The organism is Micromonospora sp. NPDC048040 (assembly GCF_055587185.1).
Genome location: NZ_JBVJGT010000057.1, coordinates 26330 through 42869, shown reverse-complemented (window position 1 = coordinate 42869; position 16540 = coordinate 26330). Strand labels below are relative to the sequence as shown.

Here is a 16540-nt window from a genome sequence, read left to right as displayed (position 1 = left end):
GCAGATCGCGTCGGCCTCGGCGGACATCAACGCCTGCGCGAACGTTCTGATCATCGCCTGCAACATGTCCGGCGACGCGCCCTCGATCTGCTCGCGCAGCAGGTCAACAGGGTTCACACTCTCTGATGCGGCCATCGCGTCCTCTCTTCCTTCTCTGACTTGGTCGTCTTGAAGGATCGACGCGATGGCCGTCTCTCATCTACGCAACACGCCCATCACGGGCAAGTCGTACACCACTTCCCTGGACGCAGCCGGGCCGAGCGTCGGACTGGGTGATGTCGAACCGGTTCCGAAGACGAAACGCCGCGACGAATGTCTCAGCGACAAGTTCGTCTGCGGCCGGCACACCGAAGCGTCGCGCCAGGTGGCGATGGATGCGCCGCGCGTGCCGGTCGATGATCGTCGAGAAGATTTCGGGATCCTCCTCGGACCAAGCGATGATTTCGGCGTCTGTCAATGCACTGTCGCCGACGTTCTTCCTCCGTCGTCGCAGGAGTCGCATGGTGGGCCTTTCACGGAAGAGCGTCATTCGTTGTCCGCACCCAGTGGCTGGACAGTTCATGTATGGGAGGCGGCTGGCCGCTGGGACGGACGTCAGGTCCTTTGGCCGACTCGGTCGACGATGGCGAGGGCCAACACCGCCGATCCGCCTGCCGGCCCGCCCACTCCGAGGAAGGTGTAGGTCTCGGGGTGGAAGACGAGCACGATCTCGCCCGAGCCGCGCGTCGATGGCCAGGTGATCCCGATGCCCGGTCGGCCCGCGGCGTCCTTGACGGGCTTCACGGCTTGCAGGTCCGGCATCGTCGCCGCGGCCTCGTAGAGCGCGGCCAGGGTCCGGGGGCGTAGGTAGCTGTCGGTGAGGTAGTAGAGGACCTCCTTGCCGACCGCATTGGCGTCGCCCGGTTCCCCCTTGGCGCTCTCGGCCAGGAAAGCCCGCATCGCGGCGGCGTCGGTGGGCAGGTCGGCGCGGTAGGCGGGTGCTGGGGTGCACCGCTCCGTCTCGCCCGGTACCACCCGGCCGCCCTTCAGCACCACCGCCCGCCCATTCCGGCAGCCGGGAACGACTGTCTCCGTGCGGCTGCCGGCGGCAGAGGTCTCGATAACCAGACCGTCCCGCGTTCCGTCCACCGACGTCCAGCTCTCCCGCAGATCACGCCCCTGCTGCAGGCGTGTGTAGACGAACTGGCCCGGCCGGGGATCGACGTCGCGCACCCGCAGCGCGGCGGCCGCCGCGTTCTGCAGGATCTGGGTGGCATCGGCCCGTGCGGGTGGCGTGCTGCCACCGAGCTGGTCCGGTACGAGCACCAGTGCGGAAGCGATTGCCCCCGCCAGACCCGCCGCCGCCACCCCGCTGAGCACTAGCCGCCAGGCCGGTCGCCTCGAGCGGGAAGGTGTCGGGCGCGTGGTGGACACCGTGGGCAAGGGCTCAGCGGCCGGCGCCGCCATGGCGGTCTCCAGCCGGCTGCGGGCCGTCTCCAACCGCTCGGCTGCCGGCAGCCCGGTCTCACCGCCGAGCTGCTGAAGCAGTCGCATCTCATCCATTGCTCAGTACCTCCTCGATCGTGCTGGCCGGTGCGCCGCCCAACCGTTCACGGAGCAGCTTGCGGGCCCGGTTGAGTCGCGATCGCACGGTGCCGACCGGAATCGACAGTGCGGCGGCGACCTCGTCGTACCTGAGTTCCTCCCAGGCGATCAGCAGCAACACGTCGCGATCTCCGTCGGAGAGCCTGGCCAGCGCCTCGAGGAGGGGCCGGCGGAGTGATCGCGCCGTCACCGCGGTGACGACCCGGTTGGCGTGCGATGCCTCGCTCGTCGCGGGGACGTACGCCTGCCGCAGCCGGTACTCGCGCTCCTCGTTTCGCCGGTGCTGGCCAACGATCTTGGTGGCGATCCCGTACAGCCACGGCCGCGCGTTCGGATAGGTGGTGTCGAAGCGGTCGCGGTGGCGGAACGCCGCGAGGAACGTCTCCGCGACCAGGTCGTCCGCAGCCGGCACACCGAGGCGCCGTGCCAGGTAACGGTGGATGTGCGGCGCGTGTCGGTCGAAGATCGTCGAGAAGGTCTCCGGGTCCTGCACGGAGCGCTCGATGATCGCTGCGTCCGTCACCGCGCCGACATCGGCGTCCAACGTTGGTCTGAGCTCTTTCACGCAAGGCCTCTCGCGGAGCAGGGAAGCATCACCTGTTATCCGCACCTCGCGGCAAGAAGGTTCATGGGTGGCCGCCAACGATCACCCTGACCGTCCTGGTGCGGCACACGGCACGCGAACCTCCACATCCTCAGGGATCAAGGTGCCGTCCAGGATCGCGTACGCCAGCTTGAACGCCGCCGCGTCGGCCTTGAACTGCGCAGTCATCGATGCCGTGCCTCTGGGCGAAGACCCGGTGGTGATCGTCCGCGTACCGAGTGTCTCCGGCGGTTCCGGTTGGTGGGGGTCGTACGGCGTCCGGCTTGGCAGATACTGGATCTCCATCTACGATCAGTGCAATTGCACACCTTACTGATGGCGTGCGTGCCCGCAGTAGGTGGTGATCGTGTTCGGTGCCGTAGGGGCGACAGAGGTTCAGCCGGCCGCGGCGGCGAAAGGAGGGTGTCGATGACCGTCACCGCGACCTACACGATCCCTGGCATGCGCATCCGGGACCACGTCAGCGAGGTGCCGCTGGACTGGTCCGACCCGACGCGCGGCGGCATCCAGGTCTTCGCCCGTGAGATCGTCGATCCCACACGGGCCGGGGAGGACCTGCCGTGCCTGGTCTACCTGCAGGGCGGGCCCGGCGGGAAGGGCCCCCGTCCGCTCACCCGGTCCGGCTGGCTTGGCCTGGCGCTGCGCGATCACCGCGTGGTCCTGGTCGACCAGCGTGGCACCGGCCGCAGCACCCGCGTCGATGGCCGCCGGATGGGCGCGTTCGCGACGGCGGAGGAGGCCGCCAGCTTCCTCGCGTGCTTCCGGGCCGACTCGATCGTGGCCGACCACGAGCACCTGCGGAAGTCCGTCTTCGGCGGCGAGCGCTGGTCCACCCTCGGGCAGTCGTACGGCGGCTTCGTCACGCTGACGTACCTGTCGAAGGCTCCGGAGGGCTTGAGTGCCTGCTACGTCACCGGTGGCCTGCCTGGTCTCGACCCGTCGGCGGCGGAGGTCTACCGGCGGACCTACCCGCGGGTGGAGGCGAAGAACTGGGAGTTCTACCGGCGCTACCCGCACCAGGCCGCGCAAGTGGGTCGGATCGCCGATCGGCTGGCCGAAGGCGACGTGTTGCTGCCCGACGGCGATCTGCTCACGGTCCGACGGTTGCAGTCGCTCGGCATCGACCTCGGCATGAAGCCAGGACACGAGCGCATGCACTGGCTGCTCGATGAGGCGTTCTCCGGGGACGAGTTGTCCGCGACGTTCCTGCACCAGGTGCTGGCCAGGACGGCATACAGTGACAACCCGCTCTTCGCGGCCCTGCACGAGAGCATCTACGGACATGGCGCCGCTGCCACCGGCTGGGCGGCCCAGGCGGAGCGGGAGAGGCATCCGCAGTTCGCCGAGGAGGCCAGGCCGCTGCTGTTCACCGGCGAGATGATCTACCCATGGATGTTCCAGGAGATCGCCGAGCTGCGTCCGTTCCGCGGCGCCGTGGAAGCGTTGGCGGTCCGGGATGAGTGGCCGCCGCTCTATGACCTCGACCGGCTTGCCGCCAACGAGATTCCGGTGGTGGCCGCTGTCTACTACGACGACATGTACGTGGACGCGGGTCTGCAGATGGACACGGCGTCCCGGGTGGGCAACGTCCGGACCTGGATCACCAACGAGTACGAACACGACGGCGTACGCGAGGACGACCGGGTCTTCGCCCGGCTGACCGAGATGCTCCGCGAGGCGGGCGCAGGAGTCAGAGGTATCGATGGAGCTGACAGGAACCCGTCCGCTCCCCGGCAGGAGGGAATTTCCGTTGCGTGATGGCAGGCCGCCGAAGCTTTCCGACGTCGCGGCGTTCACGGAGTACATGACGACGGGCTGGGACGTGCCCGACCGCACCCCGTCGGTCGTGCCCGGCGCCGCCGAGGCGGCCGCCGCCCACCGGGCCCGCCTGGCCGAGGCGCTCCCGGGCCGCACCGTCGTGCTGGCGGCGGGGGAGGCGCCCGTACGCAGCAACGACACGAGCTACGACTTCCGTCCGGACAGTGACTTCTTCTGGACGACCGGCTGCTCGGTCGAGAACGCCGTCGTGGTGCTGCGCGGCGGCGACGCCACTCTCTACCTGCCGCCGCCGGCCCAGCCCGGTGACTCCGGGTTCTTCGCCGACGCCCGCTACGGCGAGTTGTGGGTGGGCGCGGCGCCAGGGTTGGCCGACTGGGCGCGGGCGCTGGACGTCGAGGTTCGGCCGCGCGCGGAACTCACCGAGGACGTGACCCGGGACGAGGAGGTCACGCGGACCCTCGCCGAGTTGCGCATGTACAAGGACGAGTGGGAGATCGGGCAGCTCCGGGAGGCGGTGGACCGCACCGTCGAGGGCTTCGCCGCGGTCGTCCGCGAGATCCCCACCGCGATTGCCGGGCCCGGGGAGCGGTGGCTGCAGGGCACCTTCGACCGGTACGCCCGGGCGTACGGTAACGGCCCCGGCTACACCACGATCGTCGGTAGCGGCCGGCACGCGCCCACCCTGCACTGGGTGCGCTGCGACGGCCCGGTGCTGCCGGACGAGGTGCTCCTGCTCGACATGGGGGTCGAGGTCAACAGCTACTACACCGCCGATGTCACCCGGACGTTTCCCGCCTCCGGGCGGTTCTCGCCGGCGCAGCGGCAGGTACACGACCTGGTGGAACAGGCCCACAGGGCCGGGTTGGCGGCGGTGGGTCCGGGCCGCCGGTTCACCGAGTTCCATCACGCGGCGATGGAGGTGATCGCGCGGGGCCTGGCGGACTGGGGACTGTTGCCGGTCTCCGTGGACGAGGCGCTGTCCGACACCGGGCAACACCACCGGCGCTATCTGGTGTGCGGAGTCGGCCATCACCTGGGGCTGGACGTGCACGACTGCGGCCGAGCTGCGGAGGACGCCTATCAGGGTGCGGTCATGGCGCCCGGCATGGTGCTGACGGTCGAGCCCGGACTGTACTTCCATCCGCACGACCTGACCGTGCCTCCGGAGCTGCGCGGGATCGGTGTGCGTATCGAGGACGACCTGCTGGTCACGCCCGACGGTCAGGAGGTGTTGTCCAGCGCGCTGCCGCTGGAGGCCGACGGCCTGGAGAAGTGGATGGCCGTCAACTCGATGATGTGACATTGCACTGGGTGCTTTCCCCATACGATCGATGAGGAGCCAGCAGTGACCACCCCCGCAAGGCCCTGGCGCGGCGTACACGTCGCGACGGCGCTGCCCTTCCACGACGACCTCTCCATCGACTACGACGCGTTCGCCGAGCACGTCGGGTTCCTCGCCGCTGGAGGCTGTGACGGCGTGACGCCCAACGGCTCGCTCGGCGAGTACCAGACGCTGACCCCGCAGGAGCGGGAGCGCGTCGTCGAGACGGCCGTACAGGCCGCCCCCGCCGGATTCGGCGTCATGCCCGGTGTCGCCGCCTACGGCGCGCTCGAGGCCCGCCGCTGGGCCGAGCAGGCCGCCGAGGCCGGAGCCACCTCCGTCCTGCTGCTGCCGCCCAACGCCTACCGCGCCGACCGCCGGGCAGTGGTCGAGCACTACCGCGAGGTCGCGCGTGCCGGACTGCCTGTCGTCGCCTACAACAACCCGATCGACACCAAGGTCGACCTGGCGCCTGCGCTGCTTGCCGAACTGTTCCAGGAGGGCTTGATCGTCGGCGTGAAGGAGTTCACCGGCGACGTGCGCAGGGCGTACGAGATTACCGAACTGGCCCCCGGCCTGGACGTTCTGGTCGGCGCCGACGACGTGCTGCTCGAACTGGGTGTCGCCGGAGCCGTCGGCTGGATCGCCGGCTACCCGAACGCGATCCCGGAGAGCACCGTGGAGCTCTACCGGCTGGTCACCTCAGGCGACCCCGCCGACATCGCCAAGGCCCTGCCGATCTACCGGGACCTGCACGCGCTGCTGCGCTGGGACTCCAGGACCGAGTTCGTCCAGTCGATCAAGCTGTCGATGGACGTCGCCGGCCGCAAGGGCGGCGCCTGCCGTCCGCCACGCCTGCCGCTGCCGTCCGAACTGGCAGCCAGGATCACCGCCGACACCGAAGCGGTGCTCGCCAAGGGCTACCGATGAGATCCCGCCGCACGTTCCACGTCGTCGACTCGCACACCGAGGGGATGCCCACCCGGGTCGTTGTCGGCGGCATGGGCACCATCCCCGGGGCGACCATGGCCGAGCGCAGGCTGTGGTTCATGGAGAACAGCGACGACGTCCGCACGTTGCTGATGTACGAACCGCGCGGCCACGCCGCGATGAGCGGCGCGATCCTGCAGCCGCCGACCCGTCCCGACGCCGACTACGGCGTGCTCTTCATCGAGGTATCCGGACTGCTGCCGATGTGCGGCCACGGCACGATCGGCGTCGCGACGGTCCTCGTCGAGACCGGGATGGTGCCCCTCGTCGAGCCGGTGACCACGGTCAGGCTCGACACTCCCGCCGGCCTGGTCGTCGCCTCCGTGACGGTGCGCGACGGCGCGGCGGAGTCGGTCACCATCCAGAACGTCCCGTCTTTCGCGTACGCGATCGATCGGAAGATCGAGGTGCCGGGCGTCGGCGCGGTCGAGTACGACATGGCCTTCGGCGGGAACTTCTACGCGATCGTCGACCTGGCGGACCTCGGGCTGCCCTTCGACCGCGCCCGCGCCGGCGACCTGCTCGCCGCGGGTCTGGCGATCATGGATGCCGTGAACGAGCAGGACCGGCCGGCGCACCCCGAGCGTGACGACATCAGCGGCTGCCACCACGTCTACCTGAAGGCCCCCGGCTCCACCGCCAAGCTGTCGCGGCACGCCATGGCCATCCGCCCCGGCTGGTTCGACCGGTCTCCGTGCGGCACCGGCACGAGCGCCCGGATGGCGCAGTTGTGGGCGCGGGGCGAGCTGGGCATCGGCGAGGACTTCGTCAACGAGTCGTTCATCGGCACCCGCTTCACCGGGCGGCTGCTCGGCGAGACCACGGTCGGGTCGCTCCCCGCCGTGCTGCCGTCGATCACGGGCAGGGCATGGGTCACCGCGACGGCACAGCTCCACCTCGACCCCACCGACCCGTTCCCCGCGGGATTCCTGCTGTGAGCCCGGCGCCGGTCCCGGACCTTCCTGACATCGGTCGCAGAGAGAACCTCCGCGACCGGATCAGGGAGGCCCTGCGTGCGGCGATCATCTCCGGCAAGCTGGAGCCTGGCGTGGTGTACTCGGCTCCGGCGCTCGGCGCGCAGCTCGGCGTGTCGCCCACACCGGTGCGGGAGGCCATGCTCGACCTGGTCAAGAGTGGCCTGGCCGTTCCTCATCCGAACAAGGGCTTCCGCATCACGGAGGTGTCCGAGGAGGACCTCGACAACCTGGCCGCCGTGCGGCTGCTCATCGAGCCGCCGACCGTGCGGAATGTCGTGGCGGTGATCCCGAAGGCGGACTTCCCCGAGCTGAGGGCACTCGCGCAGGCCATCGTCGACGCGGCGGAGCGCGGCGACCTGGTCGGCTACATCGAGGCCGACCACGTCTTCCACCTGACCCTGCTCGGCTACAGCCGCAACCGGTTCCTGGTGGATGTCGTGTCCGACCTGCGCTCGCGGACCCGGTTGCTCGGCCTGACCCCACTGTTGGAGAGCGGCAGACTGGGCCGATCGGCGGCGGAGCACCACGAGCTCCTGGACTTCATCGAAGCCCGCGATCCGTCCGGGGCCGAACTGCTGATGCACCGCCACATCGGCCACGTTCGCGGTCTGTGGGCAGACAGCGCCAAGGACGCCCCATGAGGCGAAGCGGGGCGGCATGACCGAGCGCAGCGAGCGGACCCTCGGGCACCGCGCGGTCGAGCCGCGTGTTGCCGTCCACGGTGGGGAAACGACGGCGTGAGCGCGGACCTGGTGGTCGTCGGGGCGGGCGTGGTGGGCGCTGCCAGCGCGTACTTCGCGGCACTGGCGGGCCTGCGGGTGGTCGTCGTCGAGCGCGGTGCGATCGCCGGCGGCACCTCCAGCGCCGGCGAGGGGAACGTGCTGGTGTCCGACAAACAGGCCGGTCCCGAGTTGGACCTGGCACTGTACTCGCAGCGGGTCTGGCGCGAGGATCTCGCCGAGCACGGCGATCTGTGGGAGTTCGAAGCCAAGGGCGGGCTGGTCGTAGCGGCATCGGAGCAGAGCCGTGCCGCACTGCGTGAGCTCACCGTCCACCAGCGCCGCTGCGGTGTCGAGGTTCGCGACGTCCCGCCAGCCGAGTTGCGCGACTACGAGCCGCATCTGTCGCCGCGGCTCGTCGGTGGCGCCTACTACCCACAGGATGCCCAGGTCCAGCCGATGCTGGTGGCGGCCCACCTGCTCCGGCTGGCCCGCGAGCGCGGCACGCGTGTGCGTACGCACACCGAGGTGACGGGGTTCCTCCGCGACGGCCCGCGGGTGACGGGCGTACGCACCTCGGGAGGAGACATCCCGGCCAGCGCGGTGCTCAACGCCGCCGGCACGTGGGCCGGCGACCTCGCCGGCCTCGCCGGAGTGCGTGTCCCCGTGCTGCCCCGACGGGGCTTCGTCCTGGTCACCCAGCCGATGCCGCCCCGGACGATCCGCCACAAGGTGTACGCCGCCGAGTACGTCGGTGACGTGGGCAGCTCCGACGCGGCACTGCAAACCTCGCCCGTGGTCGAGGGCACCGTCGCCGGCACGATCCTCATCGGCGCGTCGCGTGAGCGCGTCGGACTCGACCGGACCATGTCCGTCACCGCTGTCGGCACGCTCGCGGCCAAGGCCATCGCGTTGTTCCCGATGCTCCGGCAGATCCGGGTGATGCGCACCTACCTCGGTTTCCGTCCCTACTGCCCGGACCATCTACCCGTCATCGGTCCGGACACCCGCGCACCCGGCCTCTGGCACGCCTGCGGCCACGAGGGCGCAGGCATCGGTCTCTCCGTCGGCACCGGCAAGTTGATCGCCCAGGTGCTCGTGGGGGAGCGGACCGACCTGGATCTCACCCCGTTCGCACCGGACCGCTTCGCGCAGGACGAGGAGGCGTTTCGATGACGCACCGGATGACATTCCGCGGTGCCGCCGTGCCGGCCGAGCCCGGCCAGAGCGTCGCCGCCGCGCTGATCTCCGCCGGAATCACGAGCTGGCGCACCACCGGCAGGGGCGGCACGCCGCGAGGACTGTTCTGCGGCATCGGCATCTGCTTCGACTGTCTCATCACGGTCGACGGCGTTCCCGACCAGCGCGCCTGTCTCGTCGCCGCCGCCGACGGCATGCGCCTCGGCGATGACGCCGGGCCGGACACACCAGACGCCGGCGACCGGGGGGACAGCGATGCCGCACGTGCCTGACGTCGCCGTGGTCGGCGCGGGACCAGCCGGCCTCGCCGCCGCCGTAGAAGCCGCCGAGGCCGGGCTCGAGGTCACCCTCATCGACACCGCCGCGCAACCCGGTGGGCAGTACTGGCGGCACTACGACGAGGCCCACGCCCGTCCCGACGATCGCGTCGGCCACCACGGCTGGCCGGTCTTCACCCGGCTGCGGGACCGCCTGAACGCCCTCCGCGCAGCTGGCCAGGTCCGCTACCTCCCCGGCCACCAGGTCTGGCTCGTCACCCGCGACGCTGGCGGGACCTTCACGCTCCGGATGACGGCCGCCACGTCCACCGTCACCCCGGTGGACGGCGCGGGCCTCACGCTCGTCGCGCGAACGCTGATCCTGTGCCCAGGAGGATACGACCGGCAACTACCCGTGCCCGGCTGGGACCTGCCCGGCGTGATGACCGTGGGGGGAGCGCAGGCCCTGCTCAAGGGGCATCGAACGGCGGCGGGGCGGCGTGCGGTCATCGCCGGCACCGGCCCGTTCCTGCTCCCCGTGGCCACCGGCCTCGCGCGTGCCGGAGTGACCGTCGCAGCCGTCATCGAGGCCAACGCAACGCTGGGCTGGCTACGCGATCCGCTCGGCGCGATGTCCGCGCCGGCCAAGGGCGTCGAGGCACTCCAGTACGCGATGCTGATGGCCCGACACCGCATCCCGTACCGGACGAGGGCCGTGATCCGTGAGGTACTCGGGAAGGACCGGGCGGAGGCGGTCCGAGTCGCCCGGGTGGACCGCGACGGCCGCCCGACCGGGCCGGACGAGGAGATCGCCGCCGACCTCGTCGCACTCGGTTGGGGCTTCACCCCCTCGCTCGAACTGCCGCTCATGCTCGATGCCGAAACGGCGAAGGACACCGACGGATCGCTCGTCGTGGCCGTCGACGACCGTCAGCGCAGCAGCGTCGAAGGACTGTACGTCGCTGGTGAGGCGACCGGTGTGGGCGGCGCGGCGCTGGCCGTCCACGAGGGGCGGCTGGCCGCGCTCGCCCTCGCCGACGCGCGCGACTGCCCGACCGACCGGGCGCTGATGAGGCGGTTGCGACGGGCCGTCCGGCGGGGCCGCAGGTTCGCCGCCGCCATGCACCGCACCTATCCGGTGCCAGGCGCATGGCCCGAGTGGCTGTCGGAGACGACGCTGGTCTGCCGCTGCGAGGAGGTCTCATACCGCGACCTGCGCCGGGCGCACGACCACCTCGGCGCGGAGGACGCGCGCACGCTGAAGATGCTGGCCCGGCCTGGGATGGGCTGGTGCCAGGGACGGGTGTGCGGCCATGCCACCGCAGGGATCGCGGCCTGGCTGACCGGGCGTGAGACCACGACGGACGACCTGCGCCCGCTGGCCACCCGCAGCCTCGCTGTGCCGGTGCCCCTGGGAGAGCTCGCTGCCCTGGCTGAGGACACGACGCCCGTCGAGAAGGAAGAAGGAGGACGAGACGGTGAATGACGTGTTGAGCGTCGACCCGCGTACCGGCAGGCCGCGCGAGCGCGTGGCGGCCGAGTCGACGGCGCACGATGTGGACCAGGCGGTGCGCACGGCCGCAGCCGCCGGTGCGGCACTGCGGGACCGCGCCGCGCGTACGGACCTGCTTCGCGCAGCCGCCGCGCTCCTGGAGACGAACGGCGAGGAGATCATCGCGACCGCCGACGCGGAGTCGGCGCTCGGCCCGGTACGGCTCAGCGGCGAACTCGCCCGCACGTGCTACCAGCTGCGCATGTTCGCGGACGTGGTCTCGGCCGGCACCTACCTGGGCGTGATCATCGACCACGCCGACCCGTCGGCGCAGCCCGTACCTCGCCCCGATCTGCGTCGCTACAAGGTGCCGCTGGGCGTGGTCGGGGTCTTCGCGGCGAGCAACTTCCCCCTGGCGTTCAGCGTGCCAGGCGGCGACACCGCGAGCGCTCTGGCCGCGGGGTGCCCGGTGGTGGTCAAGGCACACCCGGACCATCCCGCCACCTCCGCCCTCTGCGCCCGGATTCTTCGGTCGGCGGCGGCCGAGGTCGGACTGCCCGAGGACGTTCTCCGCCTGGTCCACGGTTTCGACGCCGGCCTGGAACTCGTACGCCATCCACTCACCGCGGCCGTGGGGTTCACCGGCTCGGTGCGTGGCGGCCGCGCCTTGTTCGACATCGCATCCTCCCGGCCACGGCCGATCCCGTTCCACGGTGAGTTGGGCAGCCTGAACCCGGTGGTGGTGACCGAACGCGCAGCCGAGACCAGGGCGGAGGAGATCGGAGCGGGGCTGGCGGCCTCGTACACGCAGGGCATGGGCCAGTTCTGCGTCAAGCCGGGCCTCGTCCTTCTGCCCGAGGGACCAGCGGGTGACGCCGTCGTCCAGACGGTCGTCGCGGCGGCGGTCCCGTCCGGGCCACTGCTCGACCCGCGCATGCGGGAGGCGTTCCTCGCCGGGGTACGCGCCCGCGCGGCGCTACCAGGGGTGGCGGAACCGCTCGGGGCGGGCGAGGCTGGCGATGACGCGGTGCCGCTGGCCGTACGGCCGGGCGTACTGACCGTCGCGGCGTCGCGGCTCGACGGAGGGGCGTACCGGGAGTTGCTCGAGGAGTGCTTCGGACCGGTCACCGTGCTGGTCCGCTACGGCTCGACGGCCGAACGGGACACGGTGCTCAACGCCTTGCCGGGCAACCTCACGGCGACGGTGCACCTGGCCGCCGACGAGCGGGACGACGCGGCGGCGGACCTGGTCGCCGGGTTGAGCGAGATCGCGGGACGGGTCGTGGTCGACGGCTGGCCCACTGGGGTGACGGTCGCCCCCGCCATGCACCACGGCGGACCGTACCCCGCCTCCACGAGCGGCTCGACCTCGGTGGGAAGCACCTCGATCGAGCGCTGGCTGCGCCCGGTCTGCTACCAGAACGTCCCGGATCCGTTGCTTCCACCGGAGTTGCGCGAGGCCAACCCGCTCCGCGTCCCCCGGACGGTCGACGGCGTCAGTACGACCTGAACCGGGTCGGGCGCGGGTGGTGCCCCGGCCGGTGGCCGGAGTGGGCCGCGCCCTGATCGTCCCGCCGATCGGAGCCTCAGGGTGAGTCTGCGTCACCCGCAGCCGAGTATTCCGCGGCAGCCGGAACACCGGCAGCGCACGCGACATCGTCCGCTCATCGGCCCGGGTGTTCGAGCGATGTCACATCCCTGTGGTGGAGTGCTTGCCGTGGGCGTGCTGTATGACTACTTCCGGGCAAAGGATGACGCTGCGGCTGTCAGGCTGATGGAGGATCTCGGTGGCGGGCCGGTCGTTGTCAGCAGCGCCGGCGCGACTGTCGATGCGATTGACCTCAAGGGCATCGAGTATTGCTGGTGCTGCCTGTGACTCACGCAAGCGTGTCGCTCGCCCGATGCCGTCCGGCGCCGAACGAGTGGAACACGCAGCCGTGAATCATGGGAGATTCCTCGCTGACATCGGCTCACGCCGCGGTCGTCGCGTCGGCCGTGCCCGGGCATAGTGGGGCGGCGTGCCGATGACGTGCATTGGCCGAGGTGAGCGTGTGCGTCTGCTTGTTGGGATGAGGGTGGGTGCTGCACGAGGTACGGCTTGATGTCGCTCCGGTGGCGTTGCCGCAAGCGTTGCAAGCGGTCTGTCGGGCTGAGTTCGGCCGCGGTGTGCTATTCGTACTCCTGCCCGCACCGGGCCAGTTCTGCGAGATCGGCCCAGCCGAGGAAGCCGATGGTGTGCTCGCCCGGCTCCGGATCGTTCACCAACGGCACGACGGGGCCAGGAACTGGTTTCCGTAGGCCGTCGTCTTCGTGCCAGCCGCCCAGTGCTCCGGCCATCCCGCATTCCAGGTACGCCTGCGGATCAAAGTTGTACCAGCGGATGTCCGTGGCTCGCGCACATCCTGCCGTACGGGGGGCGTCAATGCCGAACCGGGCGTACTCGTCCAGCGGTCCCTGATCGGCGAAGTCGGCCAGGTCCGCGATCTGAGACAGCACGATGGCTTCCCAGTCGGCATACGACGTCGGCTCGTCCGTGTAGCGAAACGAGGCGCAGCGCCACGAGGCCTGCAGCGGCGCCGGCTCGACCATGCCCGCCGCCACGACCATCGCGGCAACCGTATCCAGGTCCAGCGAGACCCGATCCGACAGTGGCCGGGCAACCCGCCACCACGAACGCAGGAACACGTCCAAACTACGCGCGGTCGCGTTCATACCTTCGCCTTCCCGGACAAGGCGCTGGTACAGGTCGCGGTTTGTGCGGCAGGCCGGCCCGGGTGGCCCGTCGACCCAGTAGGTCTGCTTGTGCACCACACCAGACTCCAGCGCCAGGACCTTGGCCAGCGCCTCAACCCGGTCAGCGAAGGTGCCCATCCGGACCCGGTTGCCGTTGTCGTCCTGCCGCCAGAGCTCCCACACCGCCACAGCATCACCGTAGTCGTGGCCTCTCTGCGGCGAACAGCCACATCCGCTCGTGTCGACCGTGCGCGCTGTGTCTCAGTGCGCGATGGCCTCAGGGGGTGTCTGCGACATGAGCAAACCATCTAAGGAACAGAAATGTCTGTCGACGTGACACGGGCAATAGAAGGTTCTGAAAGCCACCTACGGCTGGTACTGGGCGGCGGATGTGCTGACCGCGGCCGACGCCCGGGTGCACCTGGCGCACCCGTTGGGAGTGGAGGGGTTCGCCATGAGCATGCACCGGATCTGCGCATCGCTTTGCCTCATGAGCTGGACCGACAGCTCCAAGCACGACAATGCCGCCAGAAAGCTGACTGCACAGTGGTTCAGGCTACGAGCAGGCGGAGACCGAGTTCTGCCGTGTCGAGGGCGACGAGGTCGCGGTTGCGCTCGGCCCACCGGCCTGAGGAAAGGTCTTCGCGGAGCATGCTGACCGCCCGTTGCTCAGCCTGCGGTCCAACTCTGGTCCATACCGAAACCGCGCGGCGTACATGTTCGTCCAGGTACGCCTCAGGCCGGCGCCAGTATGCCTCGAAGAAGCCGTCAGCGCAGTCCCACGGGACGAGCACCGGCTCCGCGCGTCCTCCGATGGCGCGGGTCAGATCGGCCAGGGACGGCCAGCCGACGAGGAGGTCTGCGAACTCAGGCAGGTAGTCGCGGGTGAGCCAGAACCGCTGACGCCAGCCGGTGTCATCAGCGTCGTACGTGAACACCACCACGCGGCGGGCCACACGCCGCATCTCACGCAACCCGGCGACCGGGTCCGGCCAGTGATGAACGGTGCTGACCGCCATCGCCGCGTCAAAAGACTGGTCCTCGAACGGCAAACTCTCCGCAGCGGCGGCCACGCACGGCGCCGCGCCCACGGGACGCTGCGCCCGCATGACCGCCGACGGTTCCACCGCCGTGACGTCGCGGTCGGGTGGTTCGTATGAGCCGGTGCCAGCCCCGACGTTCAGCACCGTTCGTGCGTCCCCCAGCGCATCCCAGATGCGCGCGGCGATCCGTGGCTCGGTGCGCCGCGTCGCTGGGTACGCGGATCCGATGGCGTCGTACAACTGTGCGCCGAACACTTTCAGTTGCTCCTCCGGCGTCGTCCTGATTCCCATTGCTCGTGCCTCCAGTTCCCTGTCTATGGCCGTCACCATGGCAGCAGCGCGGTCGCGCTGGTCCATCAGCAGACCGCGCAGCCGGCACAGGTGCGCGACTGCGTCGGTCGCCGGATCGTCAACCAGATCCGCGATCTCCCGCAACCCGAAGCCGAGCCGCCGGTAGGCGAGCACCTCCCGGAGCCGCTCCACATCGCCCGCTGAGTAGGCCCGGTGCCCAGCCGCGGTCCGCGTGGACGGCTTCAGCAGGCCGATCTCGTCATAGTGATGCAGTGTGCGGACGCTGACACCGGCCAACTCCGCCACACGCCCCACGGTCAGGTGCTCCTCCACGCCACCGACTATGTGGCATGACGCCGCGTGAGGAGCAAGCGCTTCGCTGCTGGCGTCATCGAGTTCCACGCGTCCCAGGCCCGTTCGGTGCGGATGACCTCGTCGGTGTCGACAGGGCGGCCATGCTCGACGCTGTGGTCGCCGACCCGGCCGGCCCAGAAGGCGAGAATGATCTTCCTGACCCCGGCCGCGGACGGCAGGACGGAGGTGGTGCCGGAGCTCTCCGGCGGGATGGGTCGGGGTCCGACCGCACCGCCGGGCAGCGTACCCGAGGTGGGCGAGCGGCTCTGCTACACCCCCCTGTCCGACGTGTTCCTGCCGGCCGGGGCGTTCCCGACGCCGGAGGATTCCCCGTGGACGCACGGCGGCCCGCCGGCGACCGGCCGAGGAATGGTCCTGAGGTGGCCGGACGGCCCGGGGCGGGGGAGTCGAAGGTCATGGACCGGACAGGTGGTTCGGCCCTGACAAGGGACCGCCATGTGATCCAGGATGAAACGCGACACCAACGGACGTTGCCATCCTCACGGGAGTTCCGACATGAAGCGACGCACCCTGGACCTGCTGTTCAGCATGGGCGGGCTGGGCCTGACCGTCCTGCTGCTCATCGCCGGCCTCGTCCTCACCACGAACGCGAACTTCGCCAACGACTACGTACGCGACCAGCTCGGCGCGCAGCACATCACCTTCAAGCCGGCCGACAAGCTGACCGACGAGGAGAAGAAGGCGGACTGCCTGGTCGAGTACGCCGGCCAGAAGATGACCACCGGCAAGCAGGCCGAGTGCTACGCCAACGAGTTCATCGGGCTGCACCTGAAGTCCATGGCCGGTGGGAAGACGTACGCCGACCTCGGCGCGCCGGAGAGCGAGCTGCGGGCCAGGGTCGAGCAGGCCACGCAGACCAACGACCCGGCCCTGGCCGACCTGCAGAAGCAGTTGGCGGAGGTCAGCGGCCAGCGGGAGACCGTGTTCAAGGGCGAGACGCTGCGCGGCATGCTGCTCACCTCGTACGGCTTCAGTGAGTTCGGCCGTAAGGCCGGGCAGGCCGCTCTGGTGACGTTCATCGGGGCGGGGCTGCTCCTGCTGCTGTCGATCGCCGGCCTGGTGCACGCCTTCCGCACCCCGGCCACCGAGGTGTTCGCCGCTCCCGAGCCGACGAAGAACCGCATCACCGCCTGACCGCTGCCGACCCGAGCGCCCCCGGTCTCCTCCACCCTCTA

At 70.2% G+C, this 16540-nt stretch carries 18 protein-coding genes and 1 pseudogene; 12 read left to right on the top strand and 7 right to left on the bottom strand.

Going from position 1 to position 16540, the window contains the following annotated elements; all coding sequences use genetic code 11:
- The 5 genes and pseudogenes from ACZ6O2_RS31135 to ACZ6O2_RS31115 all read right to left on the bottom strand — a co-directional run.
- Positions 1-135 (bottom strand): annotated as a pseudogene (locus tag ACZ6O2_RS31135) (IS256 family transposase); the annotation flags it as partial.
- A 64-nt stretch (positions 136-199) separates the two neighbouring features.
- Positions 200-529, bottom strand: a complete 330-nt coding sequence (locus ACZ6O2_RS31130) for a sigma factor (RefSeq protein ID WP_466025404.1) — start codon at positions 527-529, stop codon at positions 200-202.
- A gap of 65 nt (positions 530-594) precedes the next feature.
- Positions 595-1533: a CU044_5270 family protein gene (locus ACZ6O2_RS31125; RefSeq protein WP_466025406.1), complete on the bottom strand. Its 939-nt coding sequence runs from the start codon at positions 1531-1533 to the stop codon at positions 595-597.
- Between the two features lies 1 nt (position 1534).
- Positions 1535-2128, bottom strand: coding sequence for an RNA polymerase sigma factor (locus ACZ6O2_RS31120; RefSeq protein ID WP_466025403.1), 594 nt, complete (start codon positions 2126-2128; stop codon positions 1535-1537).
- 102 nt (positions 2129-2230) lie between these two features.
- The gene (locus ACZ6O2_RS31115; RefSeq protein ID WP_350705269.1) at positions 2231-2473 is read right to left on the bottom strand and encodes a hypothetical protein; all 243 of its coding nucleotides are present in this window, start codon (positions 2471-2473) and stop codon (positions 2231-2233) included.
- Positions 2474-2596: 123 nt separating this feature from the next.
- Here ACZ6O2_RS31115 and ACZ6O2_RS31110 point away from each other — a divergent pair, with 123 nt between their 5' ends.
- The 10 genes from ACZ6O2_RS31110 to ACZ6O2_RS31065 all read left to right on the top strand — a co-directional run bounded on the left by ACZ6O2_RS31110 (position 2597) and on the right by ACZ6O2_RS31065 (position 12799).
- Positions 2597-3946: an alpha/beta fold hydrolase gene (locus ACZ6O2_RS31110; protein ID WP_466025402.1), complete on the top strand. Its 1350-nt coding sequence runs from the start codon at positions 2597-2599 to the stop codon at positions 3944-3946.
- Positions 3939-5267: an aminopeptidase P family protein gene (locus ACZ6O2_RS31105; RefSeq protein WP_466025401.1), complete on the top strand. Its 1329-nt coding sequence runs from the start codon at positions 3939-3941 to the stop codon at positions 5265-5267. The genes ACZ6O2_RS31110 and ACZ6O2_RS31105 overlap by 8 nt, the downstream gene beginning before the upstream one ends.
- 45 nt (positions 5268-5312) lie before the next feature.
- The gene (locus tag ACZ6O2_RS31100) at positions 5313-6218 is read left to right on the top strand and encodes a dihydrodipicolinate synthase family protein (RefSeq protein ID WP_466025400.1); all 906 of its coding nucleotides are present in this window, start codon (positions 5313-5315) and stop codon (positions 6216-6218) included.
- Complete coding sequence (locus tag ACZ6O2_RS31095; RefSeq protein ID WP_466025399.1) at positions 6215-7216, top strand: proline racemase family protein; 1002 nt, start codon at positions 6215-6217, stop codon at positions 7214-7216. The genes ACZ6O2_RS31100 and ACZ6O2_RS31095 overlap by 4 nt, the downstream gene beginning before the upstream one ends.
- Positions 7213-7896 carry a GntR family transcriptional regulator gene (locus ACZ6O2_RS31090; protein ID WP_466025398.1) on the top strand — a complete coding sequence of 228 codons (684 nt, stop codon included), beginning with the start codon at positions 7213-7215 and terminating at the stop codon, positions 7894-7896. The genes ACZ6O2_RS31095 and ACZ6O2_RS31090 overlap by 4 nt, the downstream gene beginning before the upstream one ends.
- A 96-nt stretch (positions 7897-7992) precedes the next feature.
- Complete coding sequence (locus tag ACZ6O2_RS31085) at positions 7993-9150, top strand: NAD(P)/FAD-dependent oxidoreductase (RefSeq protein WP_466025397.1); 1158 nt, start codon at positions 7993-7995, stop codon at positions 9148-9150.
- The gene (locus ACZ6O2_RS31080) at positions 9147-9446 is read left to right on the top strand and encodes a (2Fe-2S)-binding protein (RefSeq protein WP_466025396.1); all 300 of its coding nucleotides are present in this window, start codon (positions 9147-9149) and stop codon (positions 9444-9446) included. Before ACZ6O2_RS31085 ends, ACZ6O2_RS31080 begins: the two co-directional genes overlap by 4 nt.
- Complete coding sequence (locus ACZ6O2_RS31075) at positions 9439-10917, top strand: FAD/NAD(P)-dependent oxidoreductase (protein ID WP_466025395.1); 1479 nt, start codon at positions 9439-9441, stop codon at positions 10915-10917. Before ACZ6O2_RS31080 ends, ACZ6O2_RS31075 begins: the two co-directional genes overlap by 8 nt.
- On the top strand, positions 10910-12433 hold the full coding sequence (locus ACZ6O2_RS31070; protein WP_466025394.1) for an aldehyde dehydrogenase (NADP(+)): 1524 nt from the start codon (positions 10910-10912) through the stop codon (positions 12431-12433). Before ACZ6O2_RS31075 ends, ACZ6O2_RS31070 begins: the two co-directional genes overlap by 8 nt.
- A 207-nt stretch (positions 12434-12640) precedes the next feature.
- Positions 12641-12799, top strand: a complete 159-nt coding sequence (locus ACZ6O2_RS31065; protein ID WP_466025393.1) for a hypothetical protein — start codon at positions 12641-12643, stop codon at positions 12797-12799.
- A 293-nt stretch (positions 12800-13092) separates the two neighbouring features.
- Here the strand turns inward: ACZ6O2_RS31065 and ACZ6O2_RS31060 are convergent, their stop codons facing one another.
- A complete protein-coding gene (locus tag ACZ6O2_RS31060; RefSeq protein WP_466025392.1) occupies positions 13093-13845 on the bottom strand; it encodes a hypothetical protein in 753 nt (250 codons plus the stop codon).
- 362 nt (positions 13846-14207) lie between these two features.
- The gene (locus ACZ6O2_RS31055) at positions 14208-15323 is read right to left on the bottom strand and encodes a MerR family transcriptional regulator (protein ID WP_350705292.1); all 1116 of its coding nucleotides are present in this window, start codon (positions 15321-15323) and stop codon (positions 14208-14210) included.
- Positions 15324-15350: 27 nt separating this feature from the next.
- On the opposite strand from ACZ6O2_RS31055, the gene ACZ6O2_RS31050 reads away from it, so the two are divergent.
- Both ACZ6O2_RS31050 and ACZ6O2_RS31045 read left to right on the top strand, forming a co-directional pair.
- Positions 15351-15788: a hypothetical protein gene (locus ACZ6O2_RS31050; protein WP_466025391.1), complete on the top strand. Its 438-nt coding sequence runs from the start codon at positions 15351-15353 to the stop codon at positions 15786-15788.
- Between the two features lie 72 nt (positions 15789-15860).
- The gene (locus ACZ6O2_RS31045) at positions 15861-16499 is read left to right on the top strand and encodes a hypothetical protein (RefSeq protein WP_350705294.1); all 639 of its coding nucleotides are present in this window, start codon (positions 15861-15863) and stop codon (positions 16497-16499) included.
- Positions 16500-16540: the final 41 nt, after the last annotated feature.